Genomic DNA, 19,579 nt, shown 5'->3' on the forward strand with positions numbered 1-19,579 from the left:
ACATTAAGAAACATGCTGCGATTGCGATCCTTGGTTCAAAAGGGCTTGGCGCATCGTTTTGGCATTATCCTGTTGCTGGTATTCATTAACCTGGGCATTTCGTGTGCAACACGATTAGGCTTGTTATTGTATACCGGAAGGGGATTTGACTGGACGATCTCAAACCTGTTTGGCGTATTTGGTATTGGCCTGATTTACGATCTGGCCATCAGTTCCTACATTATTATTCCCTTTGTTCTGCACCTGTGGTTTACCAGTGAAAAGCTTTATGCGCCTGCGTGGCGAAAATGGGTAATTGGTTTGTATTTGGGGCTAATGGTGTTTTTTTCCATTTCCCAACTGGTGCCTGCAGAATACAACGCTGCCCTGCATTGGGGAGTTGTAGCCTTATTTGGAATGCGGTTGTTAATTTATTTATTGCTGGCTAAAAAAGGCCCTGCCTTTCGTATGCAATGGCGTAAATACGTATTATGCGCCGATATTTTTTTGGTGACCTTTCTCCTGTTGTTCAATTCCATTAGCGAATACTTTTTCTGGAACGAATTCTCAACCCGGTATAATTTCATTGCGGTAGATTACCTCATTTATACCAACGAAGTATTGGGCAATATCAGGGAATCATATCCTGTAGTGTGGATCATTACCGGTGTATTGATCGTTTCATTTGCTATTGTGTGGTACTTAAGAAGAAATATTGACCGTGCCTTACGGCAGGCAGTTAGTTTTCAACGGCGTAGTGTGGTTGCACTGCTGTTGTTGATCTTTCCCCTGATCACTTATTTTTTTGTAACCAATAATTGGAAACGGTTCAGCAGCAACGCTTATGCAAATGAGCTGGCGGCGAACGGGTTGTTTGAGTTTGGAACGGCCTTTTTCCATAATGAACTTGATTTCTACCGGTTTTACCGGGTGTTGCCCGATGCGGAAGCATTCAACATTGTACGCCAACAGCTGGAAACGCCCAATGCCCGTTTTGTAAGTAACGATCCGTTTAACCTTGAGCGACAGATCACTTATGCAGAACCGGAACGGAATATGAATGTGGTGATGATCAGTGTGGAAAGCTTTAGTGCTGATTTCATGAAAGCATTCGGGAACGATCAAAACATAACACCCTATCTGGATAGTTTAGCCGAAAAAAGCATGCTATTCACTAATTTGTATGCCAGTGGTACCAGAACAGTGCGTGGTCTGGAAGCCCTGTCGCTGTCCATACCGCCAACACCCGGACAGAGCGTTGTAAAAAGACCTGATAATGGAAATATGTTCTCACTGGGGTCCGTATTTAGATCGAAGGGATATACAACGCAATACCTGTATGGCGGCTACGGTTATTTCGATAACATGAATGCCTTCTTTTCAGGGAATCATTATGATGTTATTGATCGCAATGCCTTGCGGCCCGATCAGATACATTATGCCAATATATGGGGCGTGGCCGATGAAGATCTTTTTGCCTTGACCCTGCAGCAGCTCGATTCCAATTATAAAACCGGCAAGCCGTTCTTTTCGCAAGTGATGACGGTATCGAACCACCGGCCTTTTACCTATCCCGAAGGCAGAATTGATATTCCACCTTCCCGCCAGGCCCGCGAAGGGGCGGTAAAATATACCGATTATGCAATAGGCCAGTTTATTCGTAATGCCAGTGAAAAGCCCTGGTTTAAGAATACGGTGTTTGTAATAGTGGCCGACCACTGTGCGGGCAGCGCAGGCAGTGTTGAATTGCCGGTAACGGGTTATCATATTCCCATGCTTATGTACAGCCCCGGGAATATTACTCCACAAAAAAATGATCGCCTGATGGCCCAAATTGATATTGCTCCTTCTATACTGGGGTTATTGAAGTTCAATTACCGGTCAAAGTTTTTTGGACAGGATATTTTTTCATTACCTGCCGGTCATGAACGGGCTTTTATCAGTACCTATCAGGGACTTGGATATCTTAAAAATGGGGAACTGATCATCCAGTCGCCCTTACAACAGGTAGAGCAGTATAAGCCTGATTTTACTACTGGCAAGGCACAAAAGCAACCGTTGAATGATAGCCTTGTTAAACAGGCCATTGCTTATTATCAAAGTGCCAGCTGGTTGCTCAAGAATAACAAATACCGCAACTAATTTAAATAGCAATCAGGTTTACAGCACCTGGTTTTGGGAAAAAAAAGGCCCCCGATGCTTCGGGGGCCTTGCTGTTAATGAGTTGTTGTGCTGTCTTTTCTCATGCGGTGTTCATGTCTTTCTTCCTTGTTTCCGCCTTCATGTTTTGCCTTACGCTCTTCGTACTTTTCTATCTTATTCTCGTCTTTGGCAATCATTTTTTCCTTGTGTTCCTCTTTCTTTTCTGCCTTGTCCATTTTTTTGTCAAATTTCTTATCGTCCCGTTTCTGTTGATGTTGTTCTTGTTTCATCATCCGGGTTGAGTCGGAACGGTGTTCGTCCCGTTTCTGTTGATGATGTTCTTGTTTCATCATCCGGGTCGAGTCGGAACGGTGATCGTCCCGTTTCTGTTGATGGTGTTCTTTTTTCATCATCCGGGTTGAGTCGGAACGGTGACCGCCCTGGGCGCTGGCGTTCTGGGTAAAAACAATGGTCAGGGCAAATGCGGAGGCAATAAGGGTCGTGCTCTTTAATAGATCATTTTTCATAAAAACTGATTTTGGGATTGACCACAAAAACGCCTGCAAATAGAAAATCTTGTGTAAGACACTAATTTTTAAGCCTTTAATCCCTAAGATGGTATAATTACCTGCAATAATGTTGGTGTTACAAGGAAGGTGTCGGCTGCAATTGAGGGAGGGGATGGAGGAGGTACAAAATAAAACAGGCGGTAAGAAGATGGGATAATTCACACTTCTTACCGCCTGTTTCCTATTTCGTATTATACGCAGGCTATTTTATCTACTCTTGTCTGGTGACGGCCTCCTTCAAAAGGAGTAGCAATAAAGATCTCAAGCATTTGTTTGGCATACTCCAGCGAAACAAAACGGGCCGGTATACCTATAATATTTGCGTCGTTATGCTGGCGGATCAATTTAGCCACTTCCAGTTCAAATGCCAGGCCGGCTCTAATGCCCTGGTGCTTATTGGCTGTAATGCAAACGCCATTGGCGCTACCGCATAATAAAATACCAAATGCTGCTTCCCCATCTTCTACCGAACTGGCAACCGGATGTGCATAATCAGGGTAATCAACTGACTTGTTTTCATCAACACCTTTATCAATTACCTGGTAACCTTTTTCGGTTAACCATTTTACGATGGCCACTTTATAATCAAATCCGGCATGGTCGCTGCCAATTACAATGGGTTTTGAAAGATCGAACATATCTAATCTAATTATCTAATTAAGGTGTTTATTATTTGAATTAACCCCAGTTATCCTGTTCCATCTGGTCTCTTTTATACACGCGTTTTGATACGATCACGCTTAATTCATACAGGAACACCAGTGGTAAGAAAACGATCATCTGGCTGGTCCAGTCGGGGGAAGGCGTAATGATGGCCGCCACCACCAGAATAACTACATACGCGTATTTTCGGTAGGTGGTTAAAAAATTGGGGGTTATCAACCCGATCTTGGTGAGTACATAGGCTAAAATGGGCAGCTCAAAAGCAATTCCACAGCCTAAAATAATGTTTACCAGGTTATCGATGTAATCGTCCAACGCTGGTTTGTATTCATACATGTTGGCCGTACCCAGGTTAAAGTTGGCCAGAAAGTTAAAGGTAAAAGGGCCCAATACGAAATATCCAAAGGCGGCTCCTAAAAAGAAAAATAAGGAGACAAAGGTGATGGCGTTGCGGGAATATTTCAATTCCTTGGGCGATAAGGCCGGTTTTACAAATTTCCAGAACTCCCAGAAGATATAGGGGAAGGCTGCAATAAAACCACCAATGATGCCAATTTGAATGGCAGACATGAATGGCCCGCTTACCGTATTACCCAATAATTTATAACCTTCTGGAATAGGTGGCATACAAAGGGCATCGCCTATATGCAGCCAGTGACTGAACCCACACAAATACTTGTACGACACAAAATTGTTACGTACGGGTCCCATTACCACGTTGTCAAATACCCAGTCAATATTTATAAAAATAACAATTGCAGCAACTAAGATAGCAAGCACAGAACGGATAATGTGTCCTCGCAGTTCCTCAAGATGATCAATAAAAGTCATCTCGCTATCATTGCTCCTTCTTTCTAAAAAGCTTAATGCCATAGGATGAACGCCATAAAGTCTAAAAAAATAGTAAAAGCGGGGCAAATTTAAGGCTTATCAACTTGGTATCAACTAAAAGCTTGTTAAGGGGTTGAAATCGTAGGTAAGAATACTTAGTTTATGGATTTTTGGCTCTTAGCATCTGAGTACTAAAGTTTTAGCCTGCAAACTACCGCAATATCTTCAGGCGTACCATTTCAATTCGGGTATCACTTACGTTCAAAACCTCGAATTCATAGTTACCAATGATAATACGTTCTTTAAACCGGGGAATGGTTTCGTGCTGATGAATGATAAAGCCCGAAAGGGTTTCCGAGTCGTTTTCGGGGAATTCCAGTTTGTATTTTTCCTTCAGGTAATCCAGCTCCAGCCGGCCAGATAGAATGTACTCGTCTTCAGAGATCATTTTTTCTTCAAATTCCTCCACATCATATTCATCCTTTATTTCTCCAAAGATCTCTTCCAGGAGGTCCTCCATGGTAACAATACCGGCGGTTCCGCCAAATTCGTCCACTACCCAGGCAATGCTTTTGCGTTCCTTGGTGAATTTATTAATAAGATCGGTGGCGCTCATACTCTCGGGAATGGCGGGGATGGGCAGCAGGATCTCTTTTATCTGATCGGGTTGTTTAAACAGATCGAGCTGGTGAATATAGCCCAGGATCTGGTCGATGTTGCCACCATAAACAATTAGTTTGCTCAATCTGGTTGAAATAAACTTTTTGCGGGCTTCTTCTACGGTGGTATTCAGGTCAATGGCTTCAATTTCCTTACGGGGCACCAGGCACTCGCGCACTTTTATTTTAGGCAATGACAGGGCGTTCTCAAACAGCTCCGTGTTCATATCGGCGCCATCGCTGTTGTATTCACTGGTTTGTTGAAAAAAGTGATCGAGGTCGCTGCGCGAAAAAGGTTCTTTTCGCTTGTCGATGCGCATATCGAAGATCACGTTCAGGATAAAGATCGACAGTCTTACAAAAGCGGCCGCTATCCAGTAAAATATCTGGTCAAAGAAACCCAGCAGACCTACCCGGGCTGAAAAAGACAGCAGGGAATCGCTTTTAGCCTTGAAAATGGCCTTTGGAATGCATTCCCCAAAAAGTATGATAAGAAACCATTGGAGTACGATCTCGAATAAAAGGCGGAAAAAACTCCAAAATGAGCGGGTGGCCAATTCTAAATTGTACCAGTTCACCATTTCGGTCAGAAACATGGACATCAGCAAAACCAGGGAAGTAAGGAAAAAGCTGAACCCAACCACGTTGGTGCCTATGAACCGGGAGGGATTATCGAACAGGTTCGATAATAAGATACCAGCATTGGAGCCCTGTTTCTTTTTTAATTCAATGTTTAACCGGTTGGCTGAGGTAAAAGCCACTTCAATGCCTGCAAAATAAGCGAGCAACAAAAACACAATGCCAATGACAATGCCTATTCCGGTAAGTAAACTCATAGTTAGGCTACGAAAATATAAAAAAAGGTAGAATATCCCAGCCTGGGGCCCCTAGCTTTCCAGAAACTGCTGAACGGCTTCTTTGGCCAGTTTGCAGGCTTTTTCCAGATTGTCGTTAAGAATTATCTTAGTAAAGTGGTGTTTGAACGATATTTCGTAAGAGGCCTTGTTTATTCTTGTTTGCAGGCTTTCTTCGGTTTCGGTACCTCTTGAGCTTAACCTGCGCCGTAATTCGTCTACGGAAGGCGGGTCAATAAATATCGAAAGGGTAGTACCGGGAAATTGTTCCTGTACGTGAATGGCGCCTTTTACGTCGATATCCAGCACAGGTACCTGATCATTGTTCCAGATACGCTCCAGTTCCGATTTCAGCGTGCCATAGATCTTGCCTTCATACACCATTTCCCATTCAACAAACTCATTGTTTTTATTCCGGTTGTGAAATTCTTCTTCCGTCATAAAATAATAATCTTTCCCTTCCACTTCGTTCTCACGCCTTTTACGGGTGGCCACCGATATAGAGAATGCCAATTGAGGAAACTCCCTTAATAAGTAATGGGTAATAGATGTTTTACCGGCACCTGAAGGGGCAGTAAGGATTATTATTTTATTTTGGTGCATGTATGCGTATGTGGTTTTGCGTTTGTTGATAGGGTACCTGTTTCGTCCGCGAAGGAGGGCTTTTAAATTCTTTTAATTTGAGCGCCTAATGCCTGCAGGCGTTTATCGATATATTGATAGCCGCGGTCAATTTGTTCAATGTTTTGAATTACGCTTTTTCCGTCGGCGCTCAATGCCGCAATTAAAAGTGATATTCCGGCCCTGATATCGGGACTGCTCATTTGAATTCCCCGCAGGCTTTGTTTTCTGCCCAATCCTATAACTGCTGCGCGATGGGGGTCACATAAAATGATCTGTGCGCCCATATCAATGAGTTTGTCAACAAAGAATAACCGGCTTTCGAACATTTTCTGATGTATCAGCACGCTGCCGCGGGCCTGGGTGGCCACAACTAATACAATACTGAGCAGGTCGGGGGTAAAGCCCGGCCAGGGATGATCGTAAATGGTGAGCACTCCGCCATCGAGAAAGGTTTGAATTTCGTACACTTCCTGCGCGGGCACATGGATATCGTCGCCTTTAAATTCGAGCTGAATGCCCAGTTGTTTGAATTTTTCAGGGATAATACCCAGGTGTTCGATACCACAATTTTTAATGGTGATATCGCTTTGCGTCATTGCAGCCAGCCCAATAAATGAACCGATCTCGATCATATCGGGCAGCATGCGGTGTTCGGTACCGTTCAATGACTGTACGCCTTCAATAATAAGCAGGTTGCTGCCTATGCCGCTTATTTTAGCGCCCATGCGATTGAGCATTTTACACAATTGCTGAATATAGGGTTCGCAGGCGGCGTTATATATGGTAGTAGTGCCTTCGGCCATAACAGCCGCCATAATAATATTGGCGGTACCGGTTACAGAAGGCTCGTCGAGCATGAGGTAGGTCCCTTTAAGATTGGGTGCCTGTAATTCAAAAAAGCCGTCTTCGGCTAGATAATTGAAGGAGGCGCCCAGTTTTTCGAAACCAATGATATGTGTATCCAGTCTGCGGCGGCCGATCTTATCGCCACCGGGTTTGGGAATATAGGCTTTTCTGAAGCGGGCTAGCATAGGGCCGGCCAGCATAACGGAGCCACGCAGGCGACCACTTTTTTGTTTATAGGCATCACTACGCAGGTAATCAACATTCACCTCATCGGCCTGAAAAATACAGGTATCACGCTGGGGGCGTTCGATCTTAACATTCATTTCGCCCAGTAACTCAATGAGCAGGTTTACATCTAAAATGTCAGGAATATTGGTGATGGTTACTTTTTGAGAAGTAAGCAACACGGCACTGATAATTTGCAGGGCTTCGTTTTTGGCGCCTTGTGGAACAATTTCACCTTTTAATTTTTTACCACCGATGACTTCGAATGAATTCATAGCTACTGTTTCCTGAGTTTTTTTATTACCAAAAGGAATAATAAGCTGCAAATATAAAACCCCGACAATACCTTTTACTGTCGGGGTTTTAATTAATTTATTATTCTTTTATCTGCCTGCCTGGTAGCGGGCTGATTGAGTTGCTGAACTTGAGGGTACTATTATTTATACCTTTTCTTGAATTTACCGCCCCGGTCATTGCGGTTGTCGCGTCCACCACCGCCCCGGTCATCGCGATCCCGGCCACCACGGCCCTGGAACTTCTGGCCGCCACGTTTGTTGCGGTAATCGCCATAGCCACCACGGTCGCGGTCACGATCGCGATCGCGGTTGTCGCTGGCGCGATGCTGCCGCACATACGGTGTATTGGTAAAGGTGAGCTGACCTTCGGTAATATTGGTCAATTCGCCCTGAATAGCGTCATCGTGTACGGTTTCTTTATGCCAGTTATTATAAGCCAGCTTCATGTAGTAGGCAATTGCATTGGCAAAACCCTGTCTTTTCTCGCCTTGTTCTTCTTTCAATGCCTTATTGATCACCAGCTCCAGGTTTTTACCCAGGTGCGAGAATTTGGGATACCGTTTGGGATAGGGCAGTGGTCCTGGTCTTGATTTTAAAGTTTCCCTGGTAGGAATGGGGTAGGGAGAGTCAACCGCCAATTTAAAATCAGAGATCAGGAACAGGTGGTCCCATAATTTATGTCGGAAATCTTCAACGTTTTTCAGGTGGGGGTTCAGGAATCCCATCAGTTCAATCACCGCATATGCATTACGCTGGCGGGTTTCCTGGTCTTCGATCGACAGCAGGTATTCAATCATCTTTTGAATATGCCTTCCGTATTCACGCATTACCAGATGATTTCTGGTAGTGTTATATTCCATTTTTTCAATACTACTATTCATTCTATAAATATAAGGTTAACAAAAGTAACAAAGTAAGTTTACAAAAAGAAAAGGCCTTTGTTAAGGCCCTTTCTGTAAAAGGATTGGTTTTTCCACAGGTAAATGAGGTAACTCCAGGCCGCCAATAGTTTTAGGGTTGGCTAAGCGATTATAATGGGTAATAGTAATCCAGCTCCGAAAAGCGCCACAAAAACTTACAAATGATTAAAGAGGTACAAACACACAAACCATTTCCAGGTCGTTTACTGCTGCAAATAACATCTTAATGTAGAGTAGCTTTGATCAGAAGTCATTCTGAGGATATCGATTTTGGGCTGGGAAAAGGTTTTTTATAAATCCGGGAAGATTTTGAAGCGTATTCCCCAAATTATCAAATAATCTTGTATTTACCAACGGGTTAGTACCTTATTTTTCAGGCCGTATTTTATGCAACACAGACATTGTCAAAATCTTATATATCATTTAACAATTGATGCCGGATGGTGGTTTAATTTACATTTACACAATGTGAATGGGTAGTAAGGCACCAAAAGCTATTAAAAATCGGTGTACTTTTGCGGTTCAAAATATAAAAAACTGATAATCAAATAAAATGAGGCAATCGAGAATAACTATTGATGTAGCGCTTGACGAAAAAAACATTCCAGATACAATATTGTGGAATGCCACGGACAGTACTGCTGAGAATGCACAGAAGGCGAGGGCTATGATGTTGTCGTTTTGGGACGGGGCCGATAAATCGGCATTGCGTATGGACCTGTGGACAAAAGATATGATGGTTGATGAAATGGCCGATTTTTATTATCAAACCATTATGACGATGGCTGATAGTTTTGAGCGGGCCACGCACCAGGCCGAACTGGTGGAAATGATGAAAAGCTTTGCCAAGGATTTTTATGGTCGTTTTCGCGACATTCAACTGAAAGAAAATAAATTGTAATCTCAAAAAGCCGCATATGAACTTAGAACAAAAGATCATGGTTGAGCTGAAAACAGCCATGCTGGCCAAGGACGAAAAAGCGTTGCGTAGTTTACGCGCCATTAAAGCTGCCATTTTGCTGGCAAAGACTTCAGAAGGAGCGGGCGGCGATTTGAAGGAGGAAGACGAGGTCAAAATATTGCAGAAGCTGGTTAAGCAACGGAAAGATTCATTGGAAATTTTTACCCAACAGAACCGGACCGACCTGGCACAAAAAGAGCAGGAAGAAATTGAGATAATAGAGAAATTTTTACCCAAACAGTTAAGTGGGGAAGAACTTAGGACAATAATAGCTTCTATTATTGCCGAAACCGGGGCCTCTTCACCAGCCGATATGGGCAAAGTGATGGGTGTGGCCACCAAACAACTGGCTGGCAAGGCCGATGGAAAGGCAATTAGCGCGTTGGTAAAGGAGTTATTAGCTAAATAGGCAGGGCAATTGCTATTGAAGTGTATTATTGTGGTGTAAGATTTTGAAGCGGGAGAAAAGAAGTAGGGCGTATAGCAAATAGAGAAGGCTGGGATAAACGGAAAGAAATGGAGGTATAAAAGTGGGGAAGATGCCGGAAGATTGAAATACTTCTTACTTCGGACCTTATTTTATGTAAGTTACACTTCAGTACCATGCTCATAGATATATTAGTTCTAATATTTCTGGTTATAGCCATTATAAAAGGGTTACGGCGCGGACTTATAGTTGCAGTATTTTCAATTTTTGCGTTTATTGCAGGTGTAGCCGCTGCCATGAAATTATCGGTGGTTGTAGCAGATTATTTAAAAGATTCCGTTAATATCTCTGCGAAATGGATGCCTTTTATTTCATTTGCAGTAGTTTTTATCGGGGTGGTCTTATTAGTGCGCTGGGTGGCCAGTTTGTTGGAATCTACAGTTGAACTGGCTATGATGGGATGGGCCAACCGGATTGCAGGCGTTATTTTGTACGCGATTTTGTATATGTTTACACTCAGTGTAGTGCTGTTCTTTGTACAAAAGGTAAAGCTCATTAGTGATGAAACACTCGCTAAGTCAATTACCTGGGCATGGTTACAGCCGCTGGGGCCCTGGGTTATAAACGGTTTCGGGAAACTGATACCAGTATTTAAAGATATGTTTACAGAGCTAAGTGCTTTTTTTGACGGGTTTGCCACACAAAAGCTACCACGCTAAGGTGTGATACGAAAACGTAAAAAAATCAGTAGCTTACATTAAAATTGCAAGTGTAAAACTGCAAGGATGGATTATTTGCAGTAAAACGTTTACTTTAGCGATTAATTGACTGACTTGAACAGACATAGCTGATGAATTATACGATCAAACAAGTGGATAAATTCAAGTATATTGAAGAAGGCGAAGGCGAACCGCTAATACTATTACATGGATTATTCGGTGCCCTCAGCAACTTTGGTGATTTGATCAATTACTTCAAGAACCATAACAAAGTTGTGGTTCCGTTACTCCCTTTGCTTGACATGGACCTGCTGCATACCTCTGTAGGGGGCTTGCAGAAGTTTGTACATAAGTTTATTGAATTTCACGATTTTCAGAATGTACACCTGCTGGGCAACTCATTAGGCGGCCACGTAGCCATTTTACATGTGCTGAAAAATCCTGAACGCATAAAATCGCTCATTTTAACCGGCAGTTCCGGTTTATTTGAAAATGGAATGGGCGATACCTATCCTAAACGCGGTGATTACGATTATATAAAGAAGAAAACGGAGTTAACTTTTTACGACCCGAAGATTGCAACCAAAGAACTGGTTGATGAGGTGTACGAGATCGTAAACAACCGTTTGAAAGCCATAAAAATAATTGCACTGGCAAAAAGCGCCATTCGCAATAATCTGGGCGAGGATATCAATCAAATCAAACAACCCACGTTATTGATCTGGGGTAATAATGATGCCATTACCCCGCCGTTTGTAGGCCGGGAGTTTCATCGGTTAATTCCAAACAGCGAGCTGCATTTCATTGACAAATGTGGTCATGCGCCAATGATGGAAGTACCGGATGAATTTAACCGTATACTCCATAAATTTTTAACAAAGTTAAACGAGCCTGCAGCGGTAGCCTAAATACTATCGTCTAAATGATTATATTTGGTTAAGGTAATTACCTAACTGTTTGCAAGGGTTTATACCTGGTGTGGAATTTATTTTGCATAGGTACTATTGTGATACAAACCAGTTGTGGATTTTTATCGTATAACATTTTATAGGTAGGTAAACTCTGATTCAGTGCTCAACAAAGAATTAATATCAGCCACGATTCCCACACTCAACCTGAGTGATTCGGTTATTCAGGCGCTGGACCTGATGTCGGAATTCCATGTTATGCAATTACCTGTTGTGGCAGAGGATAAATACCTTGGTTTGGTATTTGAGGAAGACCTGATGAACCACGATGAACGTACTACACTCCAATCTCTTGATACTCACTTTTCGAAAGTGGCCGTACACGCCAATACCCATTTTATTGAGGCGGTACAAATGTTGAATGACTATAATCTTTCCCTGGTTCCGGTTATTGATAAGGAAAAAAATGAATTTATAGGAGCCATTGCAGCCATTGACCTTTTAAAAGAATTGGGAAAAACCACAGGTGCAAGTGAGCCTGGTGGTTTAATTGTGCTGGAAATGGAACAACGTAATTTCTCTTTTTCAGAACTCAGTAAACTGGTAGAAACCAACGATGCCCAAATAACCCAGTTAAATAGTTATTGGGATAATAATACCAGTTCTTTTTTTGTAGCAATTAAAATCAATAAATTCGAAATTTCCGATATTGTTGCTACATTTCAGCGGTATGAGTACAATGTGAAATATTATTTTGGCGAAGAATTATACGAGAACGAACTGCGGAACAATTACGACCACTTGATGAATTATCTGAATATTTAGCACAACAGTAGGAAACGGCCGGCTTATTTTTTAAACCTAGAAAACAGAGCAACTGCTTGCCAGGGCACGTGCATGGGAAAGAATTTTTTTTGTATACTAACATTGTTGTGTTGTGTGGCATTGGTGCATGCCCAGCCCTCGCCTGTGGACCCCACGTCCCAAGCCTTACCAAGTGTTGTGTCTGGTACCAATAACACCTACTCTTCACCTTTTGTTGTAGGCGATATAATAATTGAAGGAAATAAAAAAACAAAGCCCTACATCATTACAAGGGAACTGCCATTTAAAACCGGCGATTCCATTTACCTGCCCGATCTGGTAAAAGGCTTTGAGATCTCTCGCCAGCAGCTGATAAATACCCAGTTATTTAACGATGTAATTATATCCTTAAAGGCATTTCGTGGATACGTAGTTGATATCCTTATACAGGTAAAAGAACGATGGTATATTTTCCCGCTCCCATACCTGAAACCTATTGACCGAAATTTGAACGAATGGGCCAAACAGGGCTATGGGCTCGACCGGGTGAATTATGGCTTTAAATTCACCTATAATAATTTTACCGGCCGCAATGATAAACTGAAACTTTGGTTGATCACCGGCTATACACAACAGATACAATTCCAATATGATCAACCATATGCCGACAAATCGTTGAAACATGGTTACCGGGTTGGGTTTTCTTATTCATTTAACCGGGAGATCAATTATGCTACTATAGATAACCAGCAGGTTTTTGTTGACTCTTTGCGCAATGGAATAAGACAGTGGTCGGGCCATATTGACTGGACGTACAGGCCGGGGTTACGCACCGTGCATTCCTTCTCGGTGGCGTACACTCACCAGGAAGTTGACCCTGGCATAAATAATTTAAATCCCAAATATTACGGCTATCAACGCCACGAGATCAGTTTTCCCGAACTGGTGTATAACATCAGTTATGTAAATGTTGATTATAAAGCGTTCCCGCTTACTGGCTGGCAGGCCGACGGGTCAATCGTGAAAAGAGGGTTCAACCATGAAATGAACATGTGGCAGTTAAATGGAAAAGCTACCAAGGGCTGGCAATTGGGCAAGAAGGACTTCTTTAGCTGGAATGGCGTGGGGATGCTGCGGTTTCCCTTTAACCAACCCTATATAAATCAACGCATGTTCGGGTATGGCGATATGTACTTACGCGGGCTGGAGAATTATGTAATTGACGGTTCTGCCGGTATTTTAACCAGACAAAGCTATCGTCACCAGTTATTCAAATTTAGTATCCCAACCTATATAAAATCGAAATCGCACGACCATATACCTTTCCGCATTTATGCCCGCCTGTTTGGCGATCTGGGCTATTCTTATAATAAGAATTTTACTAATAATTCCCTCACGAACCGCACATTGTATACCTATGGCGCAGGAATTGATTTGGTTACATTCTATGACTTCGTATTGCGGCTCGACTACAGCTTCAACCAATTAGGACAAAACGGACTATTTTTACACATTAAGAGCGATTTTTAAACGTCAGAAAAAATATTTTAACCGTATAGTATGAAGGTAGCCATTTATAGCAGGGTTATTGATGATGACCAGTATGACAAAGTGCAACAATTGCTCGATGAACTGGCCAAGGAAAATATTCACCCGGTTATATACAAACCTTTTTATGAGATGATCCAGTCATCGGTGCGTTTCTCCGATAAAACCACCCTGTTCAATGACTCGAATGATCTCACCGATGCATTTGATTTTTTAATAAGCCTGGGGGGCGATGGTACTTTACTCGATACCGTTACCCTGGTCCGGGATAAGAACATTCCTGTGCTGGGGATCAACTTTGGCCGGTTGGGTTTTTTGGCCAGTATAGGTAGTAAAGAATTGCACATTGCAGTACAATCCCTGGTCAAGCGCACAATACTAATAGACAAGCGATCGTTAATTCATTTGGATGCGAGTAAACCATTATTCGGCGATGTACCATACGGATTAAATGAATTTGCTATTCATAAAACGGATACATCACCCATGATAAAAATTCATACGTATCTGAATGGTGAATTTTTAAATACATACTGGGCTGATGGCGTGATTGTGGCAACTCCTACCGGGTCAACCGGATATTCGTTAAGTTGTAATGGCCCTGTGGTTTTTCCTGAATCCTCCAGTTTCGTAATTACCCCCGTAGCCCCACATAACCTGAATGTTCGACCTATAATTGTACCAGATGATAATATTATATCATTTGAGATTGAAGGCCGGACAGATCATTTTATTTGCGCACTCGATTCGCGTAAAGAACTCGTAGATAAAAAGGTACAATTAGCCGTGCGTAACGAATCCTTTACCCTTAGCCTGGTACGGTTGAATGAAAATAATTTCCTGCAGACCCTGCGTAACAAATTATCATGGGGTTTGGATACGAGGAATTAACTTTTTAATACAATGTAAAATTACCGGCAAATCCGGTTCTTAATGTTAAATTGCGAATTATGAAGAAATTGGTTGTAACAGCACTACTGTTTAATTCCGTACTATGTGTGCAAAAGGTTACTGCCCAATATGAAAGTATTGTTCAGCAAGGTGAGTTTGGTATTTCGGTCGGGGCAGCGCATTATTTTGGTGACCTGAATACAAGAGCGAAATTAAACAGGCCCAAACCTGCTTTAGGCGTATTCTTCCGTAAACAATTTGGTAACTATACAGCATTGCGTATATCCGCGCATTATGCACGCCTGGGTTATTCAGATGTATACAATACCCAAAACGATTATCAACACCGTCGGAACCTGAGCTTTAATTCGAACATATTTGAGCTCGCGCTGCAAGGCGATTTCAACTTCTTTAAATTTGTTCCGGCCGATCCATATTACAGTTTCACCCCATATTTAACACTAGGCGTTGGCGTATTCAGTTATGATCCCTTTGCCTATCTCAACAACCAGAAATATTTTCTGCGGCCACTGGGCACCGAAGGTCAGGGCACTGCCGCTTATCCCGATCGCAAACCCTATAATACCATGGCCCTTTGCGTACCTATTGGGGTAGGTGTGAAATATGCATTGAACGACCGGATGAACCTGGGCTTTGAAGTGGTATACCGGTTCACCACCACCGATTACCTCGATGACGTGAGTAAAACCTATGTAGGTTCCGATAAATTTCCGCCACTGCCCGATGGAACGCCCTCAGCAGCCGGGTTATTACAGGACCGTTCTTATGAAACGGGAGATGCTATAGGAATTGAAGGCCGGCAACGCGGTTACAGCAAGCAAAAAGACGGATATGTGATGGCAGAACTCACTTTATCGTTCAACCTTACTTCATATCGCTGTCCTTCAGCTAATTAAATAATTACCGGTAACCAGTTACCGGATACCAGGTACCCCAGCGGGGTACCTGGTTTTTTTATGCCTGAATCCAAAATGGCGGGAGGCCTTTTACAACCAGAAACGCAGAAACCCGGAAAGGAAACCGGTAACAGGTAACTTTTTCGTACCTTTGTGCCCTTCAAAAAAAGGGTATGCAGAGCCTAAAGGAGCAAATTAACCTTCAACGACTTCCTCGCCATATAGCAATTATTATGGACGGGAATGGCAGGTGGGCAAAGGAAAAGGGGCAAGACCGCCTCTACGGCCATTTTCATGGCGTGGAGAGCGTGCGCAATATCGTAGAAGGATGTGCCGAGCTGGGCGTGGAATATCTTACACTATATGCATTCTCCACCGAGAATTGGGACCGCCCGCAAAATGAAGTAACGGGGCTTATAGAGCTGCTGGTGGAAACTATTCGCAAGGAAACCGAAACCCTTAATAAGAATAATATTAAGCTGCATGTAATAGGCGACGTAAAAATGTTGCCCGAATATGCACAAAAAGAACTGAACGAATCGCTGCAGATAACCAGCCAGAATACCGGGTTGAACCTGGTAATGGCGTTGAGTTACAGCAGTCGCTGGGAACTGGTACAGGCCGTACAACACATTGCCGAAGACGTAAAAGCCGGGAAAATAGACCCTGCGGCCATCACCCAAAACACCCTGCAACAATACCTGGCAACCAGTAACTTCCCCGATCCCGAACTAATGATTCGCACCAGTGGCGAATACCGCATCAGTAACTTCTTATTATACCAACTAGCTTATGCAGAATTGTATTTCACCAATGTTCGCTGGCCCGACTTCAGGAAGGAGAACCTGTATGAGGCCATTCTGGATTTCCAACTGCGCGAAAGACGCTTTGGCAAAACCGGCGATCAGGTTCAAAAGGAACAGATAAACGGATAATTACGAATTGGTCATGAAGATTTTATGAATCCGTCGATTAGTTTCCTTTTTAACAAACCCTTTTAAAATATCCCCCTTAATTTGCTCCACTTTAAACTCCCCGGAATGCAGCGTTCGCGTACTTTTAGTATTTTTTTACTGGTATTTGCAAGTTTAACAGTCGGTTCACTCCGTGCCCAGGTTGCCACCGATACCGTTCCAACGTCTATTGATCCGGAATTAGAGAATATTCTCAACTCAAAGTCTGCCCATGAATATTTTATTGGCGGTATTACGGTTACAGGCACTAAACGGTACGACCAACAACTGCTGATATCCATTGCGGGCATAAATGTGGGCGATAAAGTGATGATACCCGGGGGGGATAACTTCAGTAAAGCCCTCAATAACCTGTGGAATCAGCACCTGTTCTCGAACATGCAGATCTTTTTCACCAAACTGGAAGGCAATAAATTATTTATAGAAATAAATGTTACTGAAAGACCTGCATTGTCCAAGTTCCACATTATAGGTCCCAAAAAGGCAGATCAGGACGAATTAAAAAATAAAATAGGACTGGTACCAAGCCGGGTGGTTACTGAAAACACCAAACGCAACGCCGAAGACGTAATTAAAAGATTTTATACCGATAAAGGGTTTCAAAGCGCCTCCGTTAAAATTGAAGAGGTACAAGATCCCAACCTGCCGAACTCAATTATCCTGAATATATATGTACAAAAAGGCCACAAGGTGCGTATTGAGAACGTGAGCTTTTTTGGAAATCAGAATGTGAGTGAACTGAGGCTGAAAAAGCAATTGAAGGGTACCAAGGAAATGACCAAGATCACCTTGTATCCCACTAAAGAAGCAAGCCCTTATGGCGAAACCAAACAACCTTCCTTCAAAGCATACCTGGGCGATGCAGGCTTTTTATCTCTTACCAAAACAAAGGAATATCTCGATCCATATTTCCGGTTTAAATTATTCAGCTCGGCCAAGTTCAATACCAAGAAGTACGAAGAAGACAAAGAAAAAGTACTGGAATATTATAACTCATTAGGTTACCGCGATGCCGCTATAGTAGCGGATACCCAATACTTTAATAATAAAGGGAACCTGAAGGTAGACCTTAAAGTAGATGAAGGCCATCAATACTATTTTGGTAATGTAACCTGGAAAGGAAATACCAAATACAGCGATTCTGTACTTAGTATATTATTAGGGATCACCAAGGGCGATACTTATAACCTGGAGATCCTGAACAAGAAGCTGGGTAAACAAATGTCACAGGAAGGTGGCGACATCAGCAGCTATTATATGGACGATGGTTACCTCTTCTTCCGTATTGATCCGGTTGAAACGGCGGTATACAACGATACCATCGATTTCGAGATCCGTATTACGGAAGGGCCTCAGGCTACCATTAAGAATGTAACTATTCAGGGTAACGAAAAAACAAAAGAGCACGTTATTCGTCGTGAGTTGCGTACACTGCCCGGTGAAAAATTCAGCCGTCAGGACCTTATTCGTTCACAACGTGAAATTGCACAGCTGAACTTCTTTAATCAGGAGAAGATCGGTATCAACCCCGTGCCAAACCCGGAAGATGGAACGGTGGATATTCACTATACCGTTGAAGAAAAATCTTCTGACCAGCTTGAGCTGAGCGCCGGTTGGGGTGGTGGTATCGGTTTAACCGGTACGTTGGGTGTTACATTCAACAACTTCTCTATTAAGAATATCTTTAACAAAAAGGCGTGGGACCCATTACCTACCGGTGATGGCCAAAAACTGAGCATGCGTGTACAATCAAATGGCCGTGCATATCAGTCATACAACTTCTCATTCACTGAGCCCTGGTTAGGTGGTAAGAAAAGGAATTCATTGACCTTCTCATTATATAAAAGTGTGTTCCGTACAGGTGGTATTGATGCCAGCGGAAGATATTTCTTCAGCGATACCAACAGGTTGAAAAACTTTGGCGCCAGTGTTTCATTGGGTAAACAATTGAAATGGCCCGATGACTTCTTTACATTGGTATACTCACTCAGCTATACACAGTATAAGTTGCAGAACTATACTTTGTTTACACCGGATTTCAAAAACGGTACCTCAAACAACCTGAGTGTTAAAATTGCGTTGAACCGTAACTCGGCTGGTCCTAACCCGATCTTCCCAACCAGCGGTTCCAACTTTTTGCTGAGCGGTCAGTTTACGCCCCCCTATTCATTATTCAGGGAGAATACAACCAGCCAGGATAGTTATAAATTACCTGAGTTCCATAAATGGCGCCTCAATGCCGAATGGTTCATTCCCATTGGCCGTCCGATGGGTGCCGATAAATCCCGGCAGTTTGTACTGCGTGCCGCAGCCAAGTATGGTTTCATGGGCCGGTACAATACTGATCTGCCTTATTCGCCATTCGAGCGCTTCCAGGTGGGAGATGCCGGTTTGGCAAATGGTAGCTACATTCTTGGGTATGATATCATTGCCCATCGTGGTTACCCTGTGTATGAAAGTTCTAATCCCAAGATCAATCCTGATCAGCAGAACGCGCGTGAGTTCTTTACTATATTTAATAAGTATACGCTTGAAATGCGGTATCCGTTCACTACCAACCCAAGCAGTACCATCTTTGGTATGGTTTGGTTTGAAGCCGCCAACGGTTGGTACGACTATAAGTCATACGATCCATTCCGCCTGCGTAGAAGTGCTGGTGTGGGTATGCGTTTCTTCCTGCCTATGTTCGGGTTGCTTGGATTTGATTATGGCGTAGGGTTTGACCGGATCACACCTGGTGGCAGCTTAAAAGATGCATCACGCTTTACGTTTATGTTAGGTTATGAACCTGAATAGTATTCATCGTTCACGATTAATAAACC

The 19,579-nt window shown here is 42.9% G+C and carries 18 protein-coding genes; 11 read left to right on the top strand and 7 right to left on the bottom strand.

Annotation, left to right across the window (positions count from 1 at the left end):
- Positions 1-12: 12 nt before the first annotated feature.
- Positions 13-2,121: an LTA synthase family protein gene (locus J7I42_RS06815; RefSeq protein WP_236065397.1), complete on the top strand. Its 2,109-nt coding sequence runs from the start codon at positions 13-15 to the stop codon at positions 2,119-2,121.
- A 74-nt stretch (positions 2,122-2,195) separates the two neighbouring features.
- Here J7I42_RS06815 and J7I42_RS06820 read toward each other — a convergent pair whose 3' ends face one another.
- The 7 genes from J7I42_RS06820 to J7I42_RS06850 all read right to left on the bottom strand — a co-directional run bounded on the left by J7I42_RS06820 (position 2,196) and on the right by J7I42_RS06850 (position 8,569).
- Complete coding sequence (locus J7I42_RS06820) at positions 2,196-2,648, bottom strand: hypothetical protein (protein WP_209138023.1); 453 nt, start codon at positions 2,646-2,648, stop codon at positions 2,196-2,198.
- Positions 2,649-2,881: 233 nt separating this feature from the next.
- Entirely contained in the window at positions 2,882-3,328 is a 447-nt protein-coding gene (gene rpiB / locus J7I42_RS06825; protein ID WP_209138024.1) for a ribose 5-phosphate isomerase B, read from the bottom strand.
- Positions 3,329-3,368: 40 nt separating this feature from the next.
- Entirely contained in the window at positions 3,369-4,226 is an 858-nt protein-coding gene (gene tatC / locus J7I42_RS06830) for a twin-arginine translocase subunit TatC (RefSeq protein ID WP_236065398.1), read from the bottom strand.
- 169 nt (positions 4,227-4,395) lie between these two features.
- The gene (locus J7I42_RS06835; protein ID WP_209138026.1) at positions 4,396-5,679 is read right to left on the bottom strand and encodes a hemolysin family protein; all 1,284 of its coding nucleotides are present in this window, start codon (positions 5,677-5,679) and stop codon (positions 4,396-4,398) included.
- Positions 5,680-5,730: 51 nt separating this feature from the next.
- Positions 5,731-6,300 carry a guanylate kinase gene (gmk, locus tag J7I42_RS06840; RefSeq protein ID WP_209138027.1) on the bottom strand — a complete coding sequence of 190 codons (570 nt, stop codon included), beginning with the start codon at positions 6,298-6,300 and terminating at the stop codon, positions 5,731-5,733.
- 62 nt (positions 6,301-6,362) lie between these two features.
- On the bottom strand, positions 6,363-7,667 hold the full coding sequence (murA, locus tag J7I42_RS06845; RefSeq protein ID WP_209138028.1) for a UDP-N-acetylglucosamine 1-carboxyvinyltransferase: 1,305 nt from the start codon (positions 7,665-7,667) through the stop codon (positions 6,363-6,365).
- Between the two features lie 161 nt (positions 7,668-7,828).
- A complete protein-coding gene (locus tag J7I42_RS06850; protein ID WP_209138029.1) occupies positions 7,829-8,569 on the bottom strand; it encodes a DUF4290 domain-containing protein in 741 nt (246 codons plus the stop codon).
- Between the two features lie 592 nt (positions 8,570-9,161).
- On the opposite strand from J7I42_RS06850, the gene gldC reads away from it, so the two are divergent.
- From gldC to J7I42_RS06900, 10 genes are all read left to right on the top strand, one after another.
- A complete protein-coding gene (gene gldC, locus J7I42_RS06855) occupies positions 9,162-9,509 on the top strand; it encodes a gliding motility protein GldC (protein ID WP_209138030.1) in 348 nt (115 codons plus the stop codon).
- Between the two features lie 16 nt (positions 9,510-9,525).
- Positions 9,526-9,978, top strand: a complete 453-nt coding sequence (locus tag J7I42_RS06860; protein ID WP_209138031.1) for a GatB/YqeY domain-containing protein — start codon at positions 9,526-9,528, stop codon at positions 9,976-9,978.
- Positions 9,979-10,172: 194 nt separating this feature from the next.
- The gene (locus tag J7I42_RS06865) at positions 10,173-10,715 is read left to right on the top strand and encodes a CvpA family protein (protein ID WP_209138032.1); all 543 of its coding nucleotides are present in this window, start codon (positions 10,173-10,175) and stop codon (positions 10,713-10,715) included.
- A gap of 131 nt (positions 10,716-10,846) precedes the next feature.
- Positions 10,847-11,623 carry an alpha/beta fold hydrolase gene (locus tag J7I42_RS06870; RefSeq protein ID WP_209138033.1) on the top strand — a complete coding sequence of 259 codons (777 nt, stop codon included), beginning with the start codon at positions 10,847-10,849 and terminating at the stop codon, positions 11,621-11,623.
- Between the two features lie 162 nt (positions 11,624-11,785).
- Positions 11,786-12,448 (top strand): CBS domain-containing protein, encoded by a 663-nt coding sequence (locus tag J7I42_RS06875; protein ID WP_209138034.1) that lies wholly within the window; start codon positions 11,786-11,788, stop codon positions 12,446-12,448.
- A gap of 114 nt (positions 12,449-12,562) precedes the next feature.
- The gene (locus J7I42_RS06880) at positions 12,563-13,957 is read left to right on the top strand and encodes a POTRA domain-containing protein (RefSeq protein WP_209138035.1); all 1,395 of its coding nucleotides are present in this window, start codon (positions 12,563-12,565) and stop codon (positions 13,955-13,957) included.
- 30 nt (positions 13,958-13,987) lie between these two features.
- A complete protein-coding gene (locus J7I42_RS06885; RefSeq protein WP_209138036.1) occupies positions 13,988-14,866 on the top strand; it encodes an NAD kinase in 879 nt (292 codons plus the stop codon).
- A 59-nt stretch (positions 14,867-14,925) separates the two neighbouring features.
- Positions 14,926-15,783 carry a type IX secretion system protein PorG gene (gene porG / locus J7I42_RS06890; RefSeq protein WP_209138037.1) on the top strand — a complete coding sequence of 286 codons (858 nt, stop codon included), beginning with the start codon at positions 14,926-14,928 and terminating at the stop codon, positions 15,781-15,783.
- A gap of 173 nt (positions 15,784-15,956) precedes the next feature.
- A complete protein-coding gene (locus J7I42_RS06895; RefSeq protein ID WP_209138038.1) occupies positions 15,957-16,718 on the top strand; it encodes an isoprenyl transferase in 762 nt (253 codons plus the stop codon).
- Positions 16,719-16,823: 105 nt separating this feature from the next.
- Positions 16,824-19,553 carry a BamA/OMP85 family outer membrane protein gene (locus J7I42_RS06900; RefSeq protein WP_209138039.1) on the top strand — a complete coding sequence of 910 codons (2,730 nt, stop codon included), beginning with the start codon at positions 16,824-16,826 and terminating at the stop codon, positions 19,551-19,553.
- The last annotated feature ends 26 nt before the right edge of the window (positions 19,554-19,579 follow it).

This window comes from Niastella soli, from assembly GCF_017742245.1.
Taxonomy (GTDB): domain Bacteria; phylum Bacteroidota; class Bacteroidia; order Chitinophagales; family Chitinophagaceae; genus Niastella; species Niastella soli.

Bases quoted from the DNA above. Each gene is read 5' to 3' on its own strand.
- J7I42_RS06835 (WP_209138026.1), bottom strand. From the start codon at position 5,679: ATGAGTTTACTTACCGGAATAGGCATTGTCATTGGCATTGTGTTTTTG.
- tatC (WP_236065398.1), bottom strand. From the start codon at position 4,226: ATGGCATTAAGCTTTTTAGAAAGAAGGAGCAATGATAGCGAGATGACT.
- J7I42_RS06885 (WP_209138036.1), top strand. From the start codon at position 13,988: ATGAAGGTAGCCATTTATAGCAGGGTTATTGATGATGACCAGTATGAC.
- murA (WP_209138028.1), bottom strand. From the start codon at position 7,667: ATGAATTCATTCGAAGTCATCGGTGGTAAAAAATTAAAAGGTGAAATT.
- J7I42_RS06900 (WP_209138039.1), top strand. From the start codon at position 16,824: ATGCAGCGTTCGCGTACTTTTAGTATTTTTTTACTGGTATTTGCAAGT.
- J7I42_RS06865 (WP_209138032.1), top strand. From the start codon at position 10,173: ATGCTCATAGATATATTAGTTCTAATATTTCTGGTTATAGCCATTATA.
- porG (WP_209138037.1), top strand. From the start codon at position 14,926: ATGAAGAAATTGGTTGTAACAGCACTACTGTTTAATTCCGTACTATGT.
- J7I42_RS06870 (WP_209138033.1), top strand. From the start codon at position 10,847: ATGAATTATACGATCAAACAAGTGGATAAATTCAAGTATATTGAAGAA.
- gldC (WP_209138030.1), top strand. From the start codon at position 9,162: ATGAGGCAATCGAGAATAACTATTGATGTAGCGCTTGACGAAAAAAAC.
- J7I42_RS06895 (WP_209138038.1), top strand. From the start codon at position 15,957: ATGCAGAGCCTAAAGGAGCAAATTAACCTTCAACGACTTCCTCGCCAT.
- J7I42_RS06860 (WP_209138031.1), top strand. From the start codon at position 9,526: ATGAACTTAGAACAAAAGATCATGGTTGAGCTGAAAACAGCCATGCTG.
- rpiB (WP_209138024.1), bottom strand. From the start codon at position 3,328: ATGTTCGATCTTTCAAAACCCATTGTAATTGGCAGCGACCATGCCGGA.
- J7I42_RS06820 (WP_209138023.1), bottom strand. From the start codon at position 2,648: ATGAAAAATGATCTATTAAAGAGCACGACCCTTATTGCCTCCGCATTT.
- gmk (WP_209138027.1), bottom strand. From the start codon at position 6,300: ATGCACCAAAATAAAATAATAATCCTTACTGCCCCTTCAGGTGCCGGT.
- J7I42_RS06815 (WP_236065397.1), top strand. From the start codon at position 13: ATGCTGCGATTGCGATCCTTGGTTCAAAAGGGCTTGGCGCATCGTTTT.
- J7I42_RS06850 (WP_209138029.1), bottom strand. From the start codon at position 8,569: ATGAATAGTAGTATTGAAAAAATGGAATATAACACTACCAGAAATCAT.